The sequence below is a fragment of the Eoetvoesiella caeni genome, assembly GCF_003315175.1.
Lineage (GTDB): Bacteria > Pseudomonadota > Gammaproteobacteria > Burkholderiales > Burkholderiaceae_B > Eoetvoesia > Eoetvoesia caeni.
The window spans coordinates 713,010-727,265 of sequence record NZ_QNRQ01000001.1 but is presented as its reverse complement, the minus strand read 5'-3'; the positions used below and the strand labels follow the sequence as shown (position 1 = coordinate 727,265).

Annotated in this window: 13 protein-coding genes and 2 tRNA genes; 10 read left to right on the top strand and 5 right to left on the bottom strand. The window is 62.3% G+C overall.

Annotated features, from left to right (window positions below; translation table 11 throughout):
• Positions 1 to 11: 11 nt before the first annotated feature.
• The 6 genes from DFR37_RS03350 to DFR37_RS03325 are packed head-to-tail and all read left to right on the top strand — an operon-like array spanning position 12 to position 4,956.
• On the top strand, positions 12 to 344 hold the full coding sequence (locus DFR37_RS03350) for a hypothetical protein (RefSeq protein ID WP_113931799.1): 333 nt from the start codon (positions 12 to 14) through the stop codon (positions 342 to 344).
• Positions 341 to 1,741, top strand: a complete 1,401-nt coding sequence (gene trbL, locus DFR37_RS03345; RefSeq protein WP_113931798.1) for a P-type conjugative transfer protein TrbL — start codon at positions 341 to 343, stop codon at positions 1,739 to 1,741. The genes DFR37_RS03350 and trbL overlap by 4 nt, the downstream gene beginning before the upstream one ends.
• 12 nt (positions 1,742 to 1,753) lie before the next feature.
• On the top strand, positions 1,754 to 2,458 hold the full coding sequence (trbF, locus tag DFR37_RS03340; protein ID WP_073665901.1) for a conjugal transfer protein TrbF: 705 nt from the start codon (positions 1,754 to 1,756) through the stop codon (positions 2,456 to 2,458).
• Positions 2,455 to 3,456, top strand: coding sequence for a P-type conjugative transfer protein TrbG (trbG, locus tag DFR37_RS03335; protein WP_113931797.1), 1,002 nt, complete (start codon positions 2,455 to 2,457; stop codon positions 3,454 to 3,456). The genes trbF and trbG overlap by 4 nt, the downstream gene beginning before the upstream one ends.
• A 1-nt stretch (position 3,457) precedes the next feature.
• Entirely contained in the window at positions 3,458 to 4,717 is a 1,260-nt protein-coding gene (locus DFR37_RS03330; protein ID WP_113931796.1) for a TraB/TrbI/VirB10 family type IV secretion system protein, read from the top strand.
• The gene (locus tag DFR37_RS03325) at positions 4,714 to 4,956 is read left to right on the top strand and encodes a DUF2274 domain-containing protein (RefSeq protein WP_073665898.1); all 243 of its coding nucleotides are present in this window, start codon (positions 4,714 to 4,716) and stop codon (positions 4,954 to 4,956) included. The genes DFR37_RS03330 and DFR37_RS03325 overlap by 4 nt, the downstream gene beginning before the upstream one ends.
• A 603-nt stretch (positions 4,957 to 5,559) precedes the next feature.
• Here DFR37_RS03325 and asnB read toward each other — a convergent pair.
• Complete coding sequence (gene asnB, locus DFR37_RS03320) at positions 5,560 to 7,515, bottom strand: asparagine synthase (glutamine-hydrolyzing) (RefSeq protein WP_113931795.1); 1,956 nt, start codon at positions 7,513 to 7,515, stop codon at positions 5,560 to 5,562.
• 221 nt (positions 7,516 to 7,736) lie between these two features.
• Positions 7,737 to 7,826: transfer RNA gene (locus DFR37_RS03315), tRNA-Ser, on the bottom strand.
• A 331-nt stretch (positions 7,827 to 8,157) separates the two neighbouring features.
• On the opposite strand from DFR37_RS03315, the gene DFR37_RS03310 reads away from it, so the two are divergent.
• The 4 genes from DFR37_RS03310 (at position 8,158) to DFR37_RS03295 (ending at position 10,815) form a co-directional block, all read left to right on the top strand.
• A complete protein-coding gene (locus DFR37_RS03310) occupies positions 8,158 to 9,135 on the top strand; it encodes an NAD(P)H-quinone oxidoreductase (protein WP_113931794.1) in 978 nt (325 codons plus the stop codon).
• Between the two features lie 160 nt (positions 9,136 to 9,295).
• Complete coding sequence (gene tpiA / locus DFR37_RS03305; RefSeq protein ID WP_113931793.1) at positions 9,296 to 10,045, top strand: triose-phosphate isomerase; 750 nt, start codon at positions 9,296 to 9,298, stop codon at positions 10,043 to 10,045.
• 16 nt (positions 10,046 to 10,061) lie between these two features.
• Positions 10,062 to 10,601: a preprotein translocase subunit SecG gene (secG, locus tag DFR37_RS03300; protein WP_113931792.1), complete on the top strand. Its 540-nt coding sequence runs from the start codon at positions 10,062 to 10,064 to the stop codon at positions 10,599 to 10,601.
• Positions 10,602 to 10,730: 129 nt separating this feature from the next.
• Positions 10,731 to 10,815: transfer RNA gene (locus DFR37_RS03295), tRNA-Leu, on the top strand.
• A 96-nt stretch (positions 10,816 to 10,911) separates the two neighbouring features.
• Here DFR37_RS03295 and DFR37_RS03290 read toward each other — a convergent pair.
• From DFR37_RS03290 to DFR37_RS03280, 3 genes are read right to left on the bottom strand one after another with little or no spacing between them, the layout of a single operon-like run.
• Positions 10,912 to 12,465: a class I adenylate-forming enzyme family protein gene (locus DFR37_RS03290; protein WP_113931791.1), complete on the bottom strand. Its 1,554-nt coding sequence runs from the start codon at positions 12,463 to 12,465 to the stop codon at positions 10,912 to 10,914.
• 15 nt (positions 12,466 to 12,480) lie between these two features.
• Positions 12,481 to 13,638, bottom strand: coding sequence for an acyl-CoA dehydrogenase family protein (locus DFR37_RS03285; protein ID WP_113931790.1), 1,158 nt, complete (start codon positions 13,636 to 13,638; stop codon positions 12,481 to 12,483).
• 51 nt (positions 13,639 to 13,689) lie between these two features.
• Positions 13,690 to 14,196, bottom strand: coding sequence for an acyl-CoA thioesterase (locus tag DFR37_RS03280; RefSeq protein WP_113931789.1), 507 nt, complete (start codon positions 14,194 to 14,196; stop codon positions 13,690 to 13,692).
• Positions 14,197 to 14,256 lie beyond the last annotated feature (60 nt).

Genomic DNA, 14,256 nt, shown 5'->3' with positions numbered 1-14,256 from the left:
GGGAGGCCGCCATGCGATGCGTCCTCGCCCTGTCGGTTTCGCTGCTTATGGCACTGGTGGCCGCGTGCAGCGACCAGCCGGCCGACAACCTTGCCGATGCCCTGGCCACCGATCCCATACGGCTCAAGGCATTGCGCGCGCAATGCGCGGCCGACCGCCAGACCACGGGCGAGGACGCTTGCCGCGCCGCCGCCGAAGCCTTCCGACGGCGCTTCTTCTCCGGTCAGACCGGGCCGGATGAATACCAGACGCTGGCCGACCTGCCGCCGATCCCGCCGAGCTTCGATGAACCGGGCGATGGCACGGCGCCGGCATCGCCGGCCGAACCGGAGGGCACGCCATGAATGACGTGACCATCATCGACCAGTTCCTCAATATCTTCTCCGCCTACATCGACTCGGGTTTCGGGCTGTTGCAGGGCGAAGTGGCCTTCCTCACCGCCACGCTGATCGTCATCGACATGACGATCGCCGGACTGTATTGGGCGATGAGCCACGCCACCGGCCAGGGCGAGGACGTGATCGCCAAGCTGCTGCGCAAGGTGCTCTACGTCGGTGCCTTCGCCTACATCATCGGCAACTTCAACTGGCTGGCCGGCATCGTGTTCCGATCCTTCGCCGGGCTGGGCCTGACGGCCACCGGCTCGGCGATCACCATGGAAAACTTCTTGCAGCCGGGCCGGCTCGCCAAGACCGGCATCGACGCCGGGGCGCCGATTCTGGAGCAAGTCGGCGAGATGGCCGGCTTCCCCGAGGTGTTCGTGAACCTCGATGCCATCACGGTGATGTTCCTCGCGTGGCTGGTCGTGGTGCTGTGCTTTTTCGTGCTGGCGATCCAGCTTTTCATCACCCTGATTGAGTTCAAGCTGACCACGCTCGCCGGGTTCGTGCTGGTGCCGTTCGCGTTGTGGAACAAGACCTCGTTCCTGGCAGAGAAGGTGCTGGGCAATGTCGTTTCCGCCGGCATCAAGGTGCTGGTGCTGGCCGTGATCGTGGGCATTGGCTCGGGCCTGTTCGCTCAGTTCCAAGTCCATCCCGCCGAGCCGTCCATCGACCACGCACTGGTCATCATGCTGGCCTCGCTCACCTTGCTGGCGCTAGGGATCTTCGGCCCTGGCATCGCCACGGGCCTCGTCTCCGGTGCGCCCCAGCTCGGCGCGGGCGCGATGGCCGGCGCTGCGGTGGGTGCTGCCGGAGCCGCTGTTGCTGTCGGTGCCGCCGCGACGGGCGTAGGCGGCGCGGTCATGGCCGGGGCGCGCATGGCGCCTGCCGCGGCCAAGCTCGCCGGCAGTGGTGCGCGTGCTGCCACCTCGACGGCCAGCAGCGCACGCTCGGCGTTCCAGGCCGGTTCCGCCGCCGCAGGCGGTGGCGCGAAAGGCGCGATGGCCGGCTTGGGAAATGTCGCCAAGACCGGCGCGCAGTCTGCCGGACGGGGTGCAGCGTCCCGCGCATCCGCCTTCGGCCAGAAGATGACCAGCTCCTTCCGTGCCGGGTGGAACGGCCCGACTGACGACGGTGCGGGTGCGGCATCCGGTGGAGCCGGAGCATCCAGCCAGGCCTCCACAGGCGAAGCCGCAGCGGGCGGCGCCAACGCGCAGAAGCAAGAACAGCCCGCTTGGGCCAAGCGGCTGCACCGCCGCCAGCAACTCACTCATGCCGCGACCACCACCGCCCACGCGCTGCGCGGTGGCGATGGCGGCGGCTCCGGCCAGGGGCCGAGCCTGCGCGATTCCAATTCATAAGGAGAACTGACCATGCGATTTAAACGACCGCAGGTGCGCTACGCCGACACGCCGCAGCCTGCCACTCCGTACCAAGCTGCCGGCCAGGTGTGGGACGAGCGCATTGGCTCGTCCCGCGTGCAGGCGAAAAACTGGCGCCTCATGGCCTTCGGCTGCCTCGCGCTTGCGCTGCTGATGGCGGGCGGCCTGGTCTGGCGCTCGGCGCAGTCCATCGTCACGCCCTATGTGGTGGAGGTGGACAACGCGGGCCAGGTGCGCGCCGTGGGCGAAGCCGCTACGCCGTACCGGCCCAGCGATGCGCAGACGGCGCACCACATCGCGCGTTTCGTCACGCTGGTTCGGTCGCTGTCCATCGACCCGATCGTGGTGCGGCAGAACTGGCTGGACGCCTACGACCACACCACCGACAAGGGCGCGGCCGTGCTCAACGACTACGCGCGCGTGAACGATCCGTTCGCGCGCATCGGCAAAGAGTCGGTAACGGTGCAGATCACCAGCGTCGTGCGCGCCAGCGACACGTCGTTCAACGTGCGCTGGACGGAACGCCGCTACGTCAATGGCGCCGCGGCTGGGCTGGAGCGGTGGACGGCCGTGGTGTCCATCGTGCTCCAGCCGCCGCGCACCGAAGAACGCCTGCGCAAGAACCCCCTGGGCATCTACGTCAATGGCCTGTCGTGGAGCCGCGAACTGGATTCTTCCGAAGGAGCCAAGCCATGAATGCACTTTTCCGTAGATCCGCTTTGCCGGTGATCCTGCTTGCATCAACCATCTTGTTCACAGGCTGCGCCACGCAGGGCAAGCCGCCGCCGGTGATTTCGCTCGATGAGCCGGTGCAGGCGCAGCCACTGCCCGAACCGCCTCAGCCAGTGGAAGTTGTGACTGTGCCCGAGGTGTTGCCGATGCCGGCGCAGTTGAAGCCAGTGCCCGAGGGCGAGGAAGCCAAGCCTGCGCCGGAACCGGCCGACGAGAAGGTGCGCGTCTCGCGTGCCAACGCCGAGGCACGCATCGCGCCCACGCGCGAGGGCTATGTCAACGCGATTCAGGTGTGGCCCTTCACCGATGGCGCGCTGTATCAGGTCTATGCGGCCGTGGGCCGAGTGACCGTGATTGCACTCCAGCCGGGCGAGGAACTGGTGACGGTGGCCGCTGGCGATACCGTGCGCTGGATCGTGGGCGACACGTCCAGCGGCAACGGCGCCGACCTGCGCGTGAACGTGCTGGTCAAGCCGATCCGCTCGGGTCTCAAGACGAATCTGGTCATCACCACCAGCCGCCGGACGTACCTGCTGGAGCTGACCTCGACCGAGAAGACGTGGATGGCGTCGGTGTCCTGGGAGTACCCGCGCGACCGGATGCTGGCCTTGCAGCGCCAGGCGCAGGCGGCCAGCGCCGCCGCGCCTGTCGGTACCGGGCTATCGCTGGAAAACCTGCGCTTCCGCTACGCGATCAGCGGCAGCAGTCCGCCGTGGAAACCACTGCGCGCCTTCGATGACGGCGAGAAGGTCTATATCCAGTTCCCGCCGGGCATCGCACAAGGCGAGCTGCCGCCGCTGTTCGTCATCGGTGCGCAAGGCGACGGGCAACTGGTCAATTACCGTTTCCGTTCACCGTACTACATCGTCGATCGTCTTTTCGGCGCCGCCGAGTTGCGCTTGGGTGGCGACAAGGGCGACATGGTGCGGATCGAGCGCACGGATGGCACGCGGAGGAACTGACATGGGCCAGGACGACACCCCCGACCTTGCCACGCCGCAGGCGGGCAAGATGGCGCCCGAGGCGGTGGCGCTGCGCGCCCAGCCGCGTCCGGTCACGCGCCTGAACCGGCGCACGCTGGCCATCCTCGTCGGCGGCCTGTCGGTCGCCGTGCTCGGGGCCACGATCTGGTCGCTACAGCCGCAGCGGCGCGGGGCCAACGAGCAGACCGAGCTTTACAACGTCGATCGCGTGTCCAAGTCCGAAGGGCTGGATGGCCTGCCGGCCGACTACTCGAAGCTGACGCCGAAGGTGCCCGAGCTGGGGCCGCCGCTACCGGGCGACCTCGGACCGGCCATCGTGGCCTCGCAGCAGCCGGCCGTGGCCGCCTACTCGGCGCCCGGCCACGACCCGAATGACGCCTTGCGCAAGGAGGCGGAAGCCGCTGCGGCTTCGTCGGTGTTCTTCCGCTCGGGCGGCCAAGCCGCCGCCATGGTGGCGCAGGCGGCGCCGGGTGCAGCAAGCACGCTCGCGGCCTTCGACCCGCTCGCTGCCGGGCCCGCTTCGACATCGGCCCAGCCCGCCGACCCGACCGCCGTGCAGAACCGGCAAGATCAGAAAGAGGCATTCCTGAAAGCCGGTTCTACGGAAACCCGCAATTCCGGCAACCTGGCGTTGCCGGCGTCGCCGTATCAGGTGATGGCGGGAACGGTGATCGCCGGTGCGCTGGTGACGGGTATCAAGTCGGACTTGCCGGGCGACGTGATCGCCACGGTGACGGAGCCGGTCTATGACTCGGCCACGGGCAAGTTCCTGCTGATCCCGCAAGGATCGCGCATCCTCGGGCGCTACAACAGCCAGGTCAGCTACGGGCAGAGTCGCGTGCAGGTGGTGTGGAACCGGGTCATCCTGCCCGACACGTCCTCGCTGGCGCTCGACAACCTTGTCGGCACCGACCCGGCCGGCTACGCCGGCCTGGAGGACGACGTGGACTGGCATTGGAATCGCATCATCGCGGGCGCGGTGCTGACGACGCTGCTGGGCGTCGGCGCTGAGTTGGCTGCGCCGGAGAACCGGCAGGACGGCAACCGCATCGTCATTGCCGGACGCGACAGCGCACAGGACAGCATCAATCAGGTCGGCCAGGAGATGACCCGGCGCAACATGAACATCCAGCCGACGCTGACGACGCGGCCGGGCCTGCCGGTTCGCATCATCGTCAACCGGGATCTGGTGCTGCGGCCGTACCAGCCGCTGTTCTTCAATCGGGGAGTTTCGCAATGAGCGCGACCAAGAAGCTGCGGCTCGGGCCGCTGCCCAAGACCGAGAGCGTCAAGCTGACCTTTGCCTGCCCGGCCAGCCTGAAAGCCGACCTCGACCGCTACGCCGCGTTGCACGCGCAGGCGTATGGCGAGGCGGTCGATGCCATGACGCTGATCCCGCACATGCTGGAAGCCTTCATGGCCGGGGATCGTGGCTTCAAGCGCACACAGCCCAAGAACGGAAAAGCCGCCCCTGCGTGAGCAGGGGCGGCTCTGGATTGGTGCCCGAGGCCGGAATCGAACCGGCATGACCGTGAGGTCGAGGGATTTTCTTACCACTTCGGCTTTCGCCGCCGTCCTGCTCACACAGGGCGTTCGTGGTCTGGAGCACGCCTTCACCATAGCCTTACAGCCGTAGGTGCCCGCCGTCTGCTCTCTACACCTTCCCAAGCGCATAGCTTGGGCTTGGCTCGGCGTTGGCTCGGATGCCGAAGCATCCAGGGCTTTCGCCGAATTTGACGGGCTTCACTTCGGGCGTTTCCCCCCGAAGGCTCAAATTGTTCAAGTCCCTTGTGTCTACCGATTTCACCACTCGGGCGTAGCGCGGTGCGCTGGAAACACCTACCTCTATCTACTGGCGCCTAGTTGGCTCCTGATCGCCAAGCCAAGCTATGAAGCTACATCTTGGATGCTCGCAAACCGTTGTCACTATTGACCTTCTGGCCCGGTAGTTCAAGCAGAAAGGACTTGACAGAACAGATTTTAAGTCTCTTGCGTCTACCTATTCCGCCATGGACGCGAACCCGAAATTATTACATGAACGGCAAATCTTTGCTTGCTGCGAAAGAAAAGACGCAGGCCTGTTTATTGCACTTCCAGCCATGCCTGGAACATCAGAATGCACCAAAGGCTGGTCGAGCAATCGCATTTTCCGCTCAGGTGCTGTGCCCAGGCCTGGCGGATGGGCGCAGGGTTGAAATAGCCTTCGCGCCGCAGCCGCTGTTCATCGAGCAGGCTTTCGGCCCAGTCGCGCAAGGGTCCTCGCAGCCAGGCGCCCAAGGGAACTGAAAACCCCTTTTTGGGGCGTTCGATAAGCTCGGGCGGAACGTGCCGGTACAGCACCTGGCGCAGCAGCCATTTGCCTTTGCCGTCGCGAATCTTCATATCCAGCGGCAGGCGCCACGCCAGCTCGATGACGCGGTGATCCAGCAGCGGCACGCGCGTTTCCAGGCTGTTGGCCATGGCGGCTCGATCCACCTTTGCCAGAATGTCGCCCGGCAAATAGGTCTGCGCATCCATGGCCATGAGCCACTGTTCGAACGGCATTGAAGGAAATTCAGGCCAGTCTTGCGACGTGTTGAGGCGCGAGGGAGTTTCGCTGGCGCCGTATACGACATTTTCGGGATGGCGCCAGTGGCTGACCATTCCTCGGTAAAAGGCTTCGCGGCTGCCAGTGCATAGCAGATCGGCGAATTTGCGGACTTTTTCGCCGTTGGCGTTGCGCCGCAGGCGGGCCGGCATGAACGGCCGCAGGCCGCCCAGAATGCCGTCCAGCATGGCCGGCGGCGTATGCTTGAGCACGGCGCTTGCGCCACGGCGCACGGCTAGCGGCAAGTGGTTGATCTTGCGCCATGTGCGGGGGGCAACGCGATACGTGTTGTAGCCCCCGAACAGTTCGTCGCCGGCGTCTCCGCTGAGCGCAACAGTGACGTGTTGCTTGGCCAGGCGGCTGACCAAAAAGGTGGGGATCTGCGAGCTGTCGGCAAAAGGCTCGTCGTAGATGCGGGGTAATTCCGGGATAACGGCCAGCGCCTCTTCGGGCGTGACCAGCATGTCGCTGTGCTGGGTGCCCAAGTGCTGGGCCACCGCGCGCGCATAAGGCGCTTCGTCGTAGCGTTCGTCGCTAAAGCCCATGGTAAAGGTACGTACGGCCTGCTTGCTTTGCGCCTGCATCAAGGCCACGATCATGCTGCTGTCGACGCCGCCGCTAAGGAAGGCGCCCAGCGGGACGTCGGACATCATCTGCCCGCCGATGCTGCGCATCAATTGCTGTTCCAGTGTATCGGCGGCTTCGGTGTCGCTGCCTTCGAAGGGCTGTTCCAGGCCGGCTCGTATAGCGTGGTTCATGCTCCAGTACGACTGGCTGCGCGCTGCTTGCGCCGTGGCCTGGTTGTGCAGGGCCAGTTCGATGTAATGGCCCGGCGGCAGCTTTTGTATGCCTTCGTATATGCAATGGGGCGCCGCAATATAGCCGTGGCGCAAATAAAGCGCGAGTACGTTGCGGTCGACCTTGGCTGTGAAAGCGGGGTGCGCTTTCAGGCTTTTCAGCTCGGACCCGAACAGCAGCACATCGCCTTGCCAGCCCCAGTAAAGCGGCTTTTCGCCAACGCGGTCGCGAGCGAGCGAAAGCGTCTGGCGGTGACGGTCCCATAATGCAATGGCAAACATGCCCACCGTGGCCTTGAGTGTGCGTTCAAACCCCCAGGCGCTGATGCAGGCCAGCAGGGTTTCCGTGTCGGAATGGCCGCGCCAGGCCGGAGCCTGATCTTGCAGCCGCTCGCGCAGCTCCAGGTGGTTGTAGATTTCGCCATTGAAGATAATGGTGTAGCGCGTGTCGGCCGACTGCATGGGCTGGCTTCCCGCCGCCGAGAGGTCCAGGATGGACAGGCGCCGATGCCCCAATGCCACGCCGGTGTGCTCGTCCGTCCATATGCCCGATTCGTCCGGACCCCGATGGGTAATTGCGTTGATCATCCCCGGCAGCGGGTTGAAGCGGCCAGGTGCATTGTGCCTGTCGACGAATCCAGCAATCCCGCACATATATGTTTGCAACCTTCAGTAAGCAAGTTATCGCAAATTGTATGCGCGCGGCGTGGCTGTGTGGAGATAAAGCGGGTGGTTTGTGTGGAATTGCGACGGATTGGCGTAGCCAAGCATGGCGCGAAGCCGGGCAGGGGGCGGGAGAAGAGTCTTGGCCGTGTCTGATGAGTGCCGGCCCACGTTAGTGGGAAGAACTCAAACCATTGGGCGTATTGGTGTATTGGCGGAAGCGGTGAGATTCGAACTCACGGACGGGTTACCCCGTCGCTGGTTTTCAAGACCAGTCCATTCAACCGCTCTGGCACGCTTCCTGAGTTTTCGGGGAAACGATCTCCCGGAAAAGGTCGAAAGTGTAGCCCATGTGTACCCGCTTGTCACTTTGCACTGGCTTGTTTTGATGGCGGTTGGCGTCGCGTTATCAGGTTGCTCCCGTGTTGGGGCTTATGCGGCATGGCGTAATTCAAGCCCGCCGGGCGGGGGTGAAAAGGATTTTCAGGGCAGGGTGGGTAATAATAAGGGACTCATCGGCAGGAATCTCCCTCCACGGAGGCCTTCGGATTCGGTGCGCTCTCTTTTACGGAGCGCCGTGGCCGAAGCGATTTAATGAGAGAATTCATAACTAATTACGGACAGGAGTCGTGCATGAAAGCGGTAGAAATTTCCAAGCCTGGCGGGCCTGAAGTACTGAAACTGGTCGAGCGCCCCATGCCCGAGCCGAAGGCCGGCGAAGTCGTGATCAAGGTTTCGGCCGCGGGCGTCAATCGGCCCGACGTTTTCCAGCGTGCCGGAAGCTATCCGCCGCCGCCGGGGGCTTCGGACTTGCCGGGCCTGGAAGTGGCGGGTGAAATCGTTGGCGGCGATGCGGCGGCGGGCGGCTTCGCCGTGGGCGACAAGGTATGCGCGCTGACGGCGGGCGGAGGCTACGCCGAATACTGCATTGCGCCGGCGCAGCACTGTTTGCCTATTCCCAAGGGCCTTAGCGAAATAGAGGCCGCGGGCTTGCCCGAAACCTACTTTACCGTCTGGAGCAATGTATTCGAGCGCGGCCGTTTATCCGCGGGCGAAGCCTTGCTGGTTCATGGCGGTGCAAGCGGCATCGGCACTACAGCGGTACAGTTGGCTACCGCCATGGGTAATGCGGTCTACGCCACGGTAGGCAGCGACGAGCGCGCACGCGCGGTCGAGGAGCTGGGAGCACTGAAGGGCATCAACTATCGCAGCAAGGACTACGTGGAAGAAATCAAGGTGCTTACCGGCGGTAAGGGCGTGAATGTCGTTCTGGACATGGTGGCGGGCGACTACATCAATCGCGACATCCAGTGCCTGGCCGACGAAGGCCGTATCGTCATTATTGCTTTGCTTGGCGGCCCTAAAGGCATGGTCGATTTCAGCCAGCTCATGCGTCGCCGGCTGACGGTAACCGGCTCGACTTTGCGGCCGCGTTCGGTCGAGTTCAAGGGCCAGATCGCGCGGGCCTTGAAGCAAAATGTCTGGCCGCTGCTTGAAGCCGGAAAGATCAAGCCTATCGTGCATGCCACGTTTCCCCTGGCGCAGGCCTGCGATGCGCACGCCATGATGGAAGCGGGCGAGCAGATCGGGAAAATCGTTCTGACACTATAGTTGGTGTTTCGCTTTGGGCTGCTTCGGCAAACGTTTCATGCATAAAGCCGAGGCGGCCCGCTAGCCTTTCATTAGGAGCTTTTGGCCGGAACACGCTACAATGCCCGGTTGCCCCGATTTTTAATTTTGGGTTGGGTAAATAGTTAAGGCTAAAGGTTAGATGGGTACTTCTGAATCGCGCAAGCGTCTTGTCATTGGCAACTGGAAAATGCACGGCACTCTGGCCGGCAACGCGTCATTGTTGGCCGACCTGCGCTCAGGCGCCGGCGAAGCCGGCGCGTGCGAACTTGCGGTCTGTGCGCCGTTTCCCTATCTTGCACAGGTCCAGAGCCTTTTGCAAGGCAGCGCGGTCTCCTGGGGCGCCCAGGACCTTAGCGTGCACGAGCAAGGTGCTTATACGGGCGAAGTTGCCGGCGCCATGCTGAACGATTTTTCATGCCGGTGGGTATTGGTCGGCCACTCCGAGCGCCGCGCGCTGCATGGCGAAACCGACCAGTTGGTGGCGGATAAAGCCGCCGCTGCGCTGGCCGCGGGGCTAACGCCCGTAGTCTGTGTGGGCGAGACGCTGGCCGAACAGGAAGCAGGGCGGACGGCCGCGGTTATCGCCCGCCAATTGGCTCCTGTGCTGGCTTTGGGCGCGCAGGCTGTTGCCCGTATGGTTCTTGCTTACGAGCCCGTATGGGCCATCGGCACCGGCCGTACCGCAACGCCCGAGCAGGCCCAGCAGGTACATGCCTCCATACGTGCAATGCTGGCTGCGCTGGGCACGTCCCAGGTGCGGGTGTTGTACGGCGGCAGTGTCAAGGCGTCCAACGCCGCCAGTCTGTTTGCCATGGCTGATATCGACGGCGCCCTGGTAGGCGGGGCGTCTTTAGTGGCCCAAGAGTTTTTACGTATAGCGGCCGCATAGGCTTCGGAGCTTTCAAATGCATTTGTTGACATCTGTTCTTCTGGCGATCCAGGTTATTTCGTCGCTGAGTATCATTGTGCTTGTCCTGCTTCAGCAGGGCAAAGGCGCCGACATGGGTTCCTCGTTTGGCAGCGGTTCGGCGGGCAGCCTGTTCGGCGCCAGCGGCGCGGCCAACTTCCTGTCGCGTACGACCAAGTGGGCGGCCGTCATCTTTTTTGCGTCGACCATAGGCCTGGCATATACCTCGCATCACACCACCAATTCCATCCTGGATGGCGGCATTATGCAAGGATTCCAGTCGCAGCCAGAGGCTCCTGCCAAGGTCGCGCCGCAGGGGTCGGCCGTACCGACAGTTCCAGGAACGCCGGCTCCGGCAGCGCCTGCCGCCAATGGCGCCGCAGCCAACTCCGCCGGATCGGTGCCTTCGGTGGGCCAGCAGCCGGCCGACAAGGCCAGCGTGCCGGCAGCTCCGGCCGCTGAAAGCAAAGCCAGCGTTCCCTCGGCTCCAGCCAAGACAGACGGCGCCAAGCCGGCCGACAAGCCCGCAGAAAAATAAGCAGCATGGACCAACGCACGGGATAAAATCCCGTTGCGGATTCATGCTAGAATATCGCTCTTTGCAAGGGACCGGCCTTTTTAACAAGGCCAAAGCGTTCCGGCAAAAAAGTTTTGTTGCATGGTATTAGCCGACGTGGTGGAATTGGTAGACACGCTATCTTGAGGGGGTAGTGGCGAGAGCTGTGCGAGTTCGAGTCTCGCCGTCGGCACCATAAAAACAAGCTTAAATAAAGCAGCATCTGCTTTACATTACAAACCCGCGCATCTGCTGATCGCGGGTTTTTTTATGCGCGCTTGCCGCCGTTGCTTTATGTTGGCTCCGCAGGCTGCACCAGTTGGCGTTTAAGTACTTTTCCGGCAGGGCTGATTGGTAATGCATCGCGAAATTCCACGATACGCGGGATCTTGTGGCGGGCCAGGCCTTGTTCGCAATGGGCGATGATTTCCGCCGGATCGACGCGGCTTCCCGGTTTAAGCACCAGAACTGCTTTTATTATTTCGCCCAGGATGGCGTCGGGGCTGCCCACGACCGCGGCTTGGGCGACGGCTTCATGCTTCAGGATTTGGCCCTCGACCTCTGCGCTGGCTATCTTGTGCCCGCCCGAGATCACTTGGTCGCGTTCGCGGCCGACCACATAGAAAAAACCTTGCGGATCGCTATAGGCCAGGTCGCCGGTATTGAACCATCCGTCCGTGAATGCTGCCGCGTTTCGCTCCGGGTCTTGGTAATAGCCGCTCATCAGACGCGCGGAACGCACGAATAGCTTGCCTGTATTGCCGGGAGGCACGTGCTGGCCTTCGTCGTCGAGGATCTTGACTTCAGCTCCGTCTATGAGGCGGCCGGACGAGCCTTGTGGCGGCAGCGCTTCTGCGGCGAAGCTGAATGAGAAAATCGGGGTGCATTCGGACAGCGCGTAATATTCCAGCAGGGGCAGGTTCAGGCGGCGATGGAAGTCCTCTTTGATGCTGGTGGCGATTGGGGCGCCCGACGACGCCATGAATCTGACGTGCTTCAAGTTGTATTGTTTATTGGTTTGCCTGACGTGTTCGAGCATCATGGCAAACATGGCGGGTACCCCGACCATATAGCTTGCCTTGAACTTTTCTATCCCTTCAAGCACATGCACCGGATTGAATTTTTTGAACAGCAACACCGTTGCGCCTGCGGTCAGGGCAACAAACGACGCTGTAAACAATCCGAAGGTATACGACAGTGGCAGGGCGCAAACTGAAATATCGCCGGGCCGGATTTGCCATTCGTGAATCAAGGCCAGGGCGGATGAGACTTCCATCCGGTCTGTAGCCACCACGCCCTTGGGCAAGGCCGTAGTGCCCGAAGTGTGGATGACGACCGCCACGCTGTCGGGGCCGCGAACCGCTTGCGATTCTTGCCGTGGCGTATCGTTCGAGGCCGGCACAGCGCTGCCTGGCAGCAGCGCGTCTATTTCGCTGTATGGCGTCTTCAGCCCGTTCTGCAGCAATGTTTCGGCCAGGGCCTGCCGGCACTCGCTGTCGCACACCACCAGGGCCGGCGCAGATTTGGCAACGATATGGGCGATTTCGTTGTGGCTCAGGTCGGCATTGATCGGGAACAATGTGCCGCCGGCCCGCAACACGCCAAGGTACGTCGAATAGTAGTCCGGGCAATTGCGGGCGATCATGCCGACGCGGCTGCCGGCGGCGACTCCTTGCGTCCGGAGGGCCGCGGCTATCGCAATGGAGCGGTCCACGAGCTGGCGGTAGGTGAGGCTCTGGCCTTCAAACAGCACAGCGGCTTGGTCGGGTCGCTCGTGCGCATGGCGGTCGATAAGGCTTAGCGCGTTGAGGCGTTCAGCGTCGGCAGGGTGCGGGTGATCTATCATGCTGTTCCTCTGGCGTTACAGGCCGATCGCTTCGGCATCGCCCTTGAGCATGCGTTTTGCAATTGTCAGCTTCTGGATTTCGTTGGTGCCTTCCGTCAGGATATAGTAGGGCGCCTCGCGATAATAGCGTTCGGCGGGAAAGCCTTTGACAAAGCCGGACCCGCCATGGATGCGGACGCAGTCCAGCGTTACCTTGGCGCAGGTTTCGCCCGCAAAAAGCTTGGCCATGCCCGACACCATGTCGGATCGCTGCCCGCTTGATTTGGTATTGGCGGCCACCTGGACCAATGATTGTGCGGCCATGGTCTGGGTTGCCATGTCGGCGAGCAGCATCTGGATTGCTTGATGATGAACGATTTCCGTGCCGAAGGCGACGCGTTGTTCGGCATACTCGCGCGCCGCCTTCAAGGCCGAGCGCGACAAGCCGACAGCGGTCGCCGCCATGGCGATCCGGCCTGTTTCCAGGGCGTCGAGCATTTGCTTCAGTCCTTGCCCTTCGACTTCGCCGACCAAGTTGCCGGCTTTCAGTTCGACGTCCTGGAATATCAGTTCGGCGACATCGATATGCCGGTGTCCCATGGTTTGCGCGTTGGCGCCTACAGTAAAGCCCGGCTGGCCCTTCTCGACTATGAAGATGCTGAGACCGTCTTTTCCAGGCGCTGTTCGTGCCAGTACCAGAACCACGTCGGCGCGCGCTCCATTGGTAATGAAAATTTTGGTGCCGTTCAGCATATAGCCGCCGTTGCCGGTTGGCGTGGCTTTTGTCCGGATTGAATGCAGGTCGGAGCCGGCGCTGGGTTCGGTCAGTGCGATGGCCACACGTAGTTCTCCGGTTGCCATGCGGGGAAGATAGCTTTGTTTTTGCGCTTCAGTTCCGTGCTGGGCCAAGATGGACGAGGCTGAACAATGGCTGTTGATGAAGCAGTTCAGCGTTGTCCAGCCGAACGCAAGCTCTTCCATGATTTTCGCGTAGGTTGGAACAGAGAGCTCAAGGCCGCCGTATTCCTGCGGTACGGCAATGCTGAACAGGCCAAGTTCCTTCAGCTTGGAAACGATTTGCTCGGGATAGCTGTCGCTGGCTTCGAGGTCTTGGGCCTGCCCAATGATTTCTTGTCGGACGAACCGCTGGACGCCTGCTACCACTTCGGCGTCCCATGTGTTGGAGGTTGGCATTTTGCTTGCTCGCTTAAGGTCGATAGTATTGTTGTGTGCTTGACGCTTGGCCTATTGCACCGATGGACTATGCTCGGCGCATGGGGACTGATCCCCGAGGGCCGTGTTTTCCGGGCAGCGGTCCATGTATTCTTTGATGCGTGCGGAAATCTGTGCGGGTATCGGGATTGAGCGCAAGGCAGCGGCGTCCACGAAAACAAGCGTGAACGTACCGATGAATGAAAGAATGCCGTTGCTGCATTCGCCCAGCACGCGAAAAGACAAAGAAGAGCGCCCGTGCTTTTGAACCAGAACCGTTACGGCAAGCTCGTCGCCTGGCCGCAAAGCCGATTTGAAGTCGATGCTGGCATGCACGAACGGACAACTGATGTTGTGTTCCATGTTCAGGCTGTACAGGCTTACGGTGACGACTTCAACGTACCACGCGTCGATGGCGTCGAGCGCATATTCAAAGAACCTTGCGGTGTATACGATGGCGGCCGCGTCCGTTTCGCCAAAACGTATTGTTCTTCTGTGGATAAAGGGCGCAACGCTTGGTTCCGTAATGTTGTCTGGCATCGGGTCTTCCTGTTCAAACTGTTTTGTCGCTATACGGACGTCTTGGCCGTGCGAGGCGAT

Coding starts and splice junctions, on each gene's coding strand:
- tpiA (WP_113931793.1), top strand. CDS start 9,296: ATGGGTACTTCTGAATCGCGCAAGCGTCTTGTCATTGGCAACTGGAAA.
- trbF (WP_073665901.1), top strand. CDS start 1,754: ATGCGATTTAAACGACCGCAGGTGCGCTACGCCGACACGCCGCAGCCT.
- trbG (WP_113931797.1), top strand. CDS start 2,455: ATGAATGCACTTTTCCGTAGATCCGCTTTGCCGGTGATCCTGCTTGCA.
- DFR37_RS03280 (WP_113931789.1), bottom strand. CDS start 14,196: ATGCCAGACAACATTACGGAACCAAGCGTTGCGCCCTTTATCCACAGA.
- DFR37_RS03285 (WP_113931790.1), bottom strand. CDS start 13,638: ATGCCAACCTCCAACACATGGGACGCCGAAGTGGTAGCAGGCGTCCAG.
- DFR37_RS03350 (WP_113931799.1), top strand. CDS start 12: ATGCGATGCGTCCTCGCCCTGTCGGTTTCGCTGCTTATGGCACTGGTG.
- trbL (WP_113931798.1), top strand. CDS start 341: ATGAATGACGTGACCATCATCGACCAGTTCCTCAATATCTTCTCCGCC.
- secG (WP_113931792.1), top strand. CDS start 10,062: ATGCATTTGTTGACATCTGTTCTTCTGGCGATCCAGGTTATTTCGTCG.
- DFR37_RS03330 (WP_113931796.1), top strand. CDS start 3,458: ATGGGCCAGGACGACACCCCCGACCTTGCCACGCCGCAGGCGGGCAAG.
- DFR37_RS03325 (WP_073665898.1), top strand. CDS start 4,714: ATGAGCGCGACCAAGAAGCTGCGGCTCGGGCCGCTGCCCAAGACCGAG.
- DFR37_RS03290 (WP_113931791.1), bottom strand. CDS start 12,465: ATGATAGATCACCCGCACCCTGCCGACGCTGAACGCCTCAACGCGCTA.
- asnB (WP_113931795.1), bottom strand. CDS start 7,515: ATGTGCGGGATTGCTGGATTCGTCGACAGGCACAATGCACCTGGCCGC.
- DFR37_RS03310 (WP_113931794.1), top strand. CDS start 8,158: ATGAAAGCGGTAGAAATTTCCAAGCCTGGCGGGCCTGAAGTACTGAAA.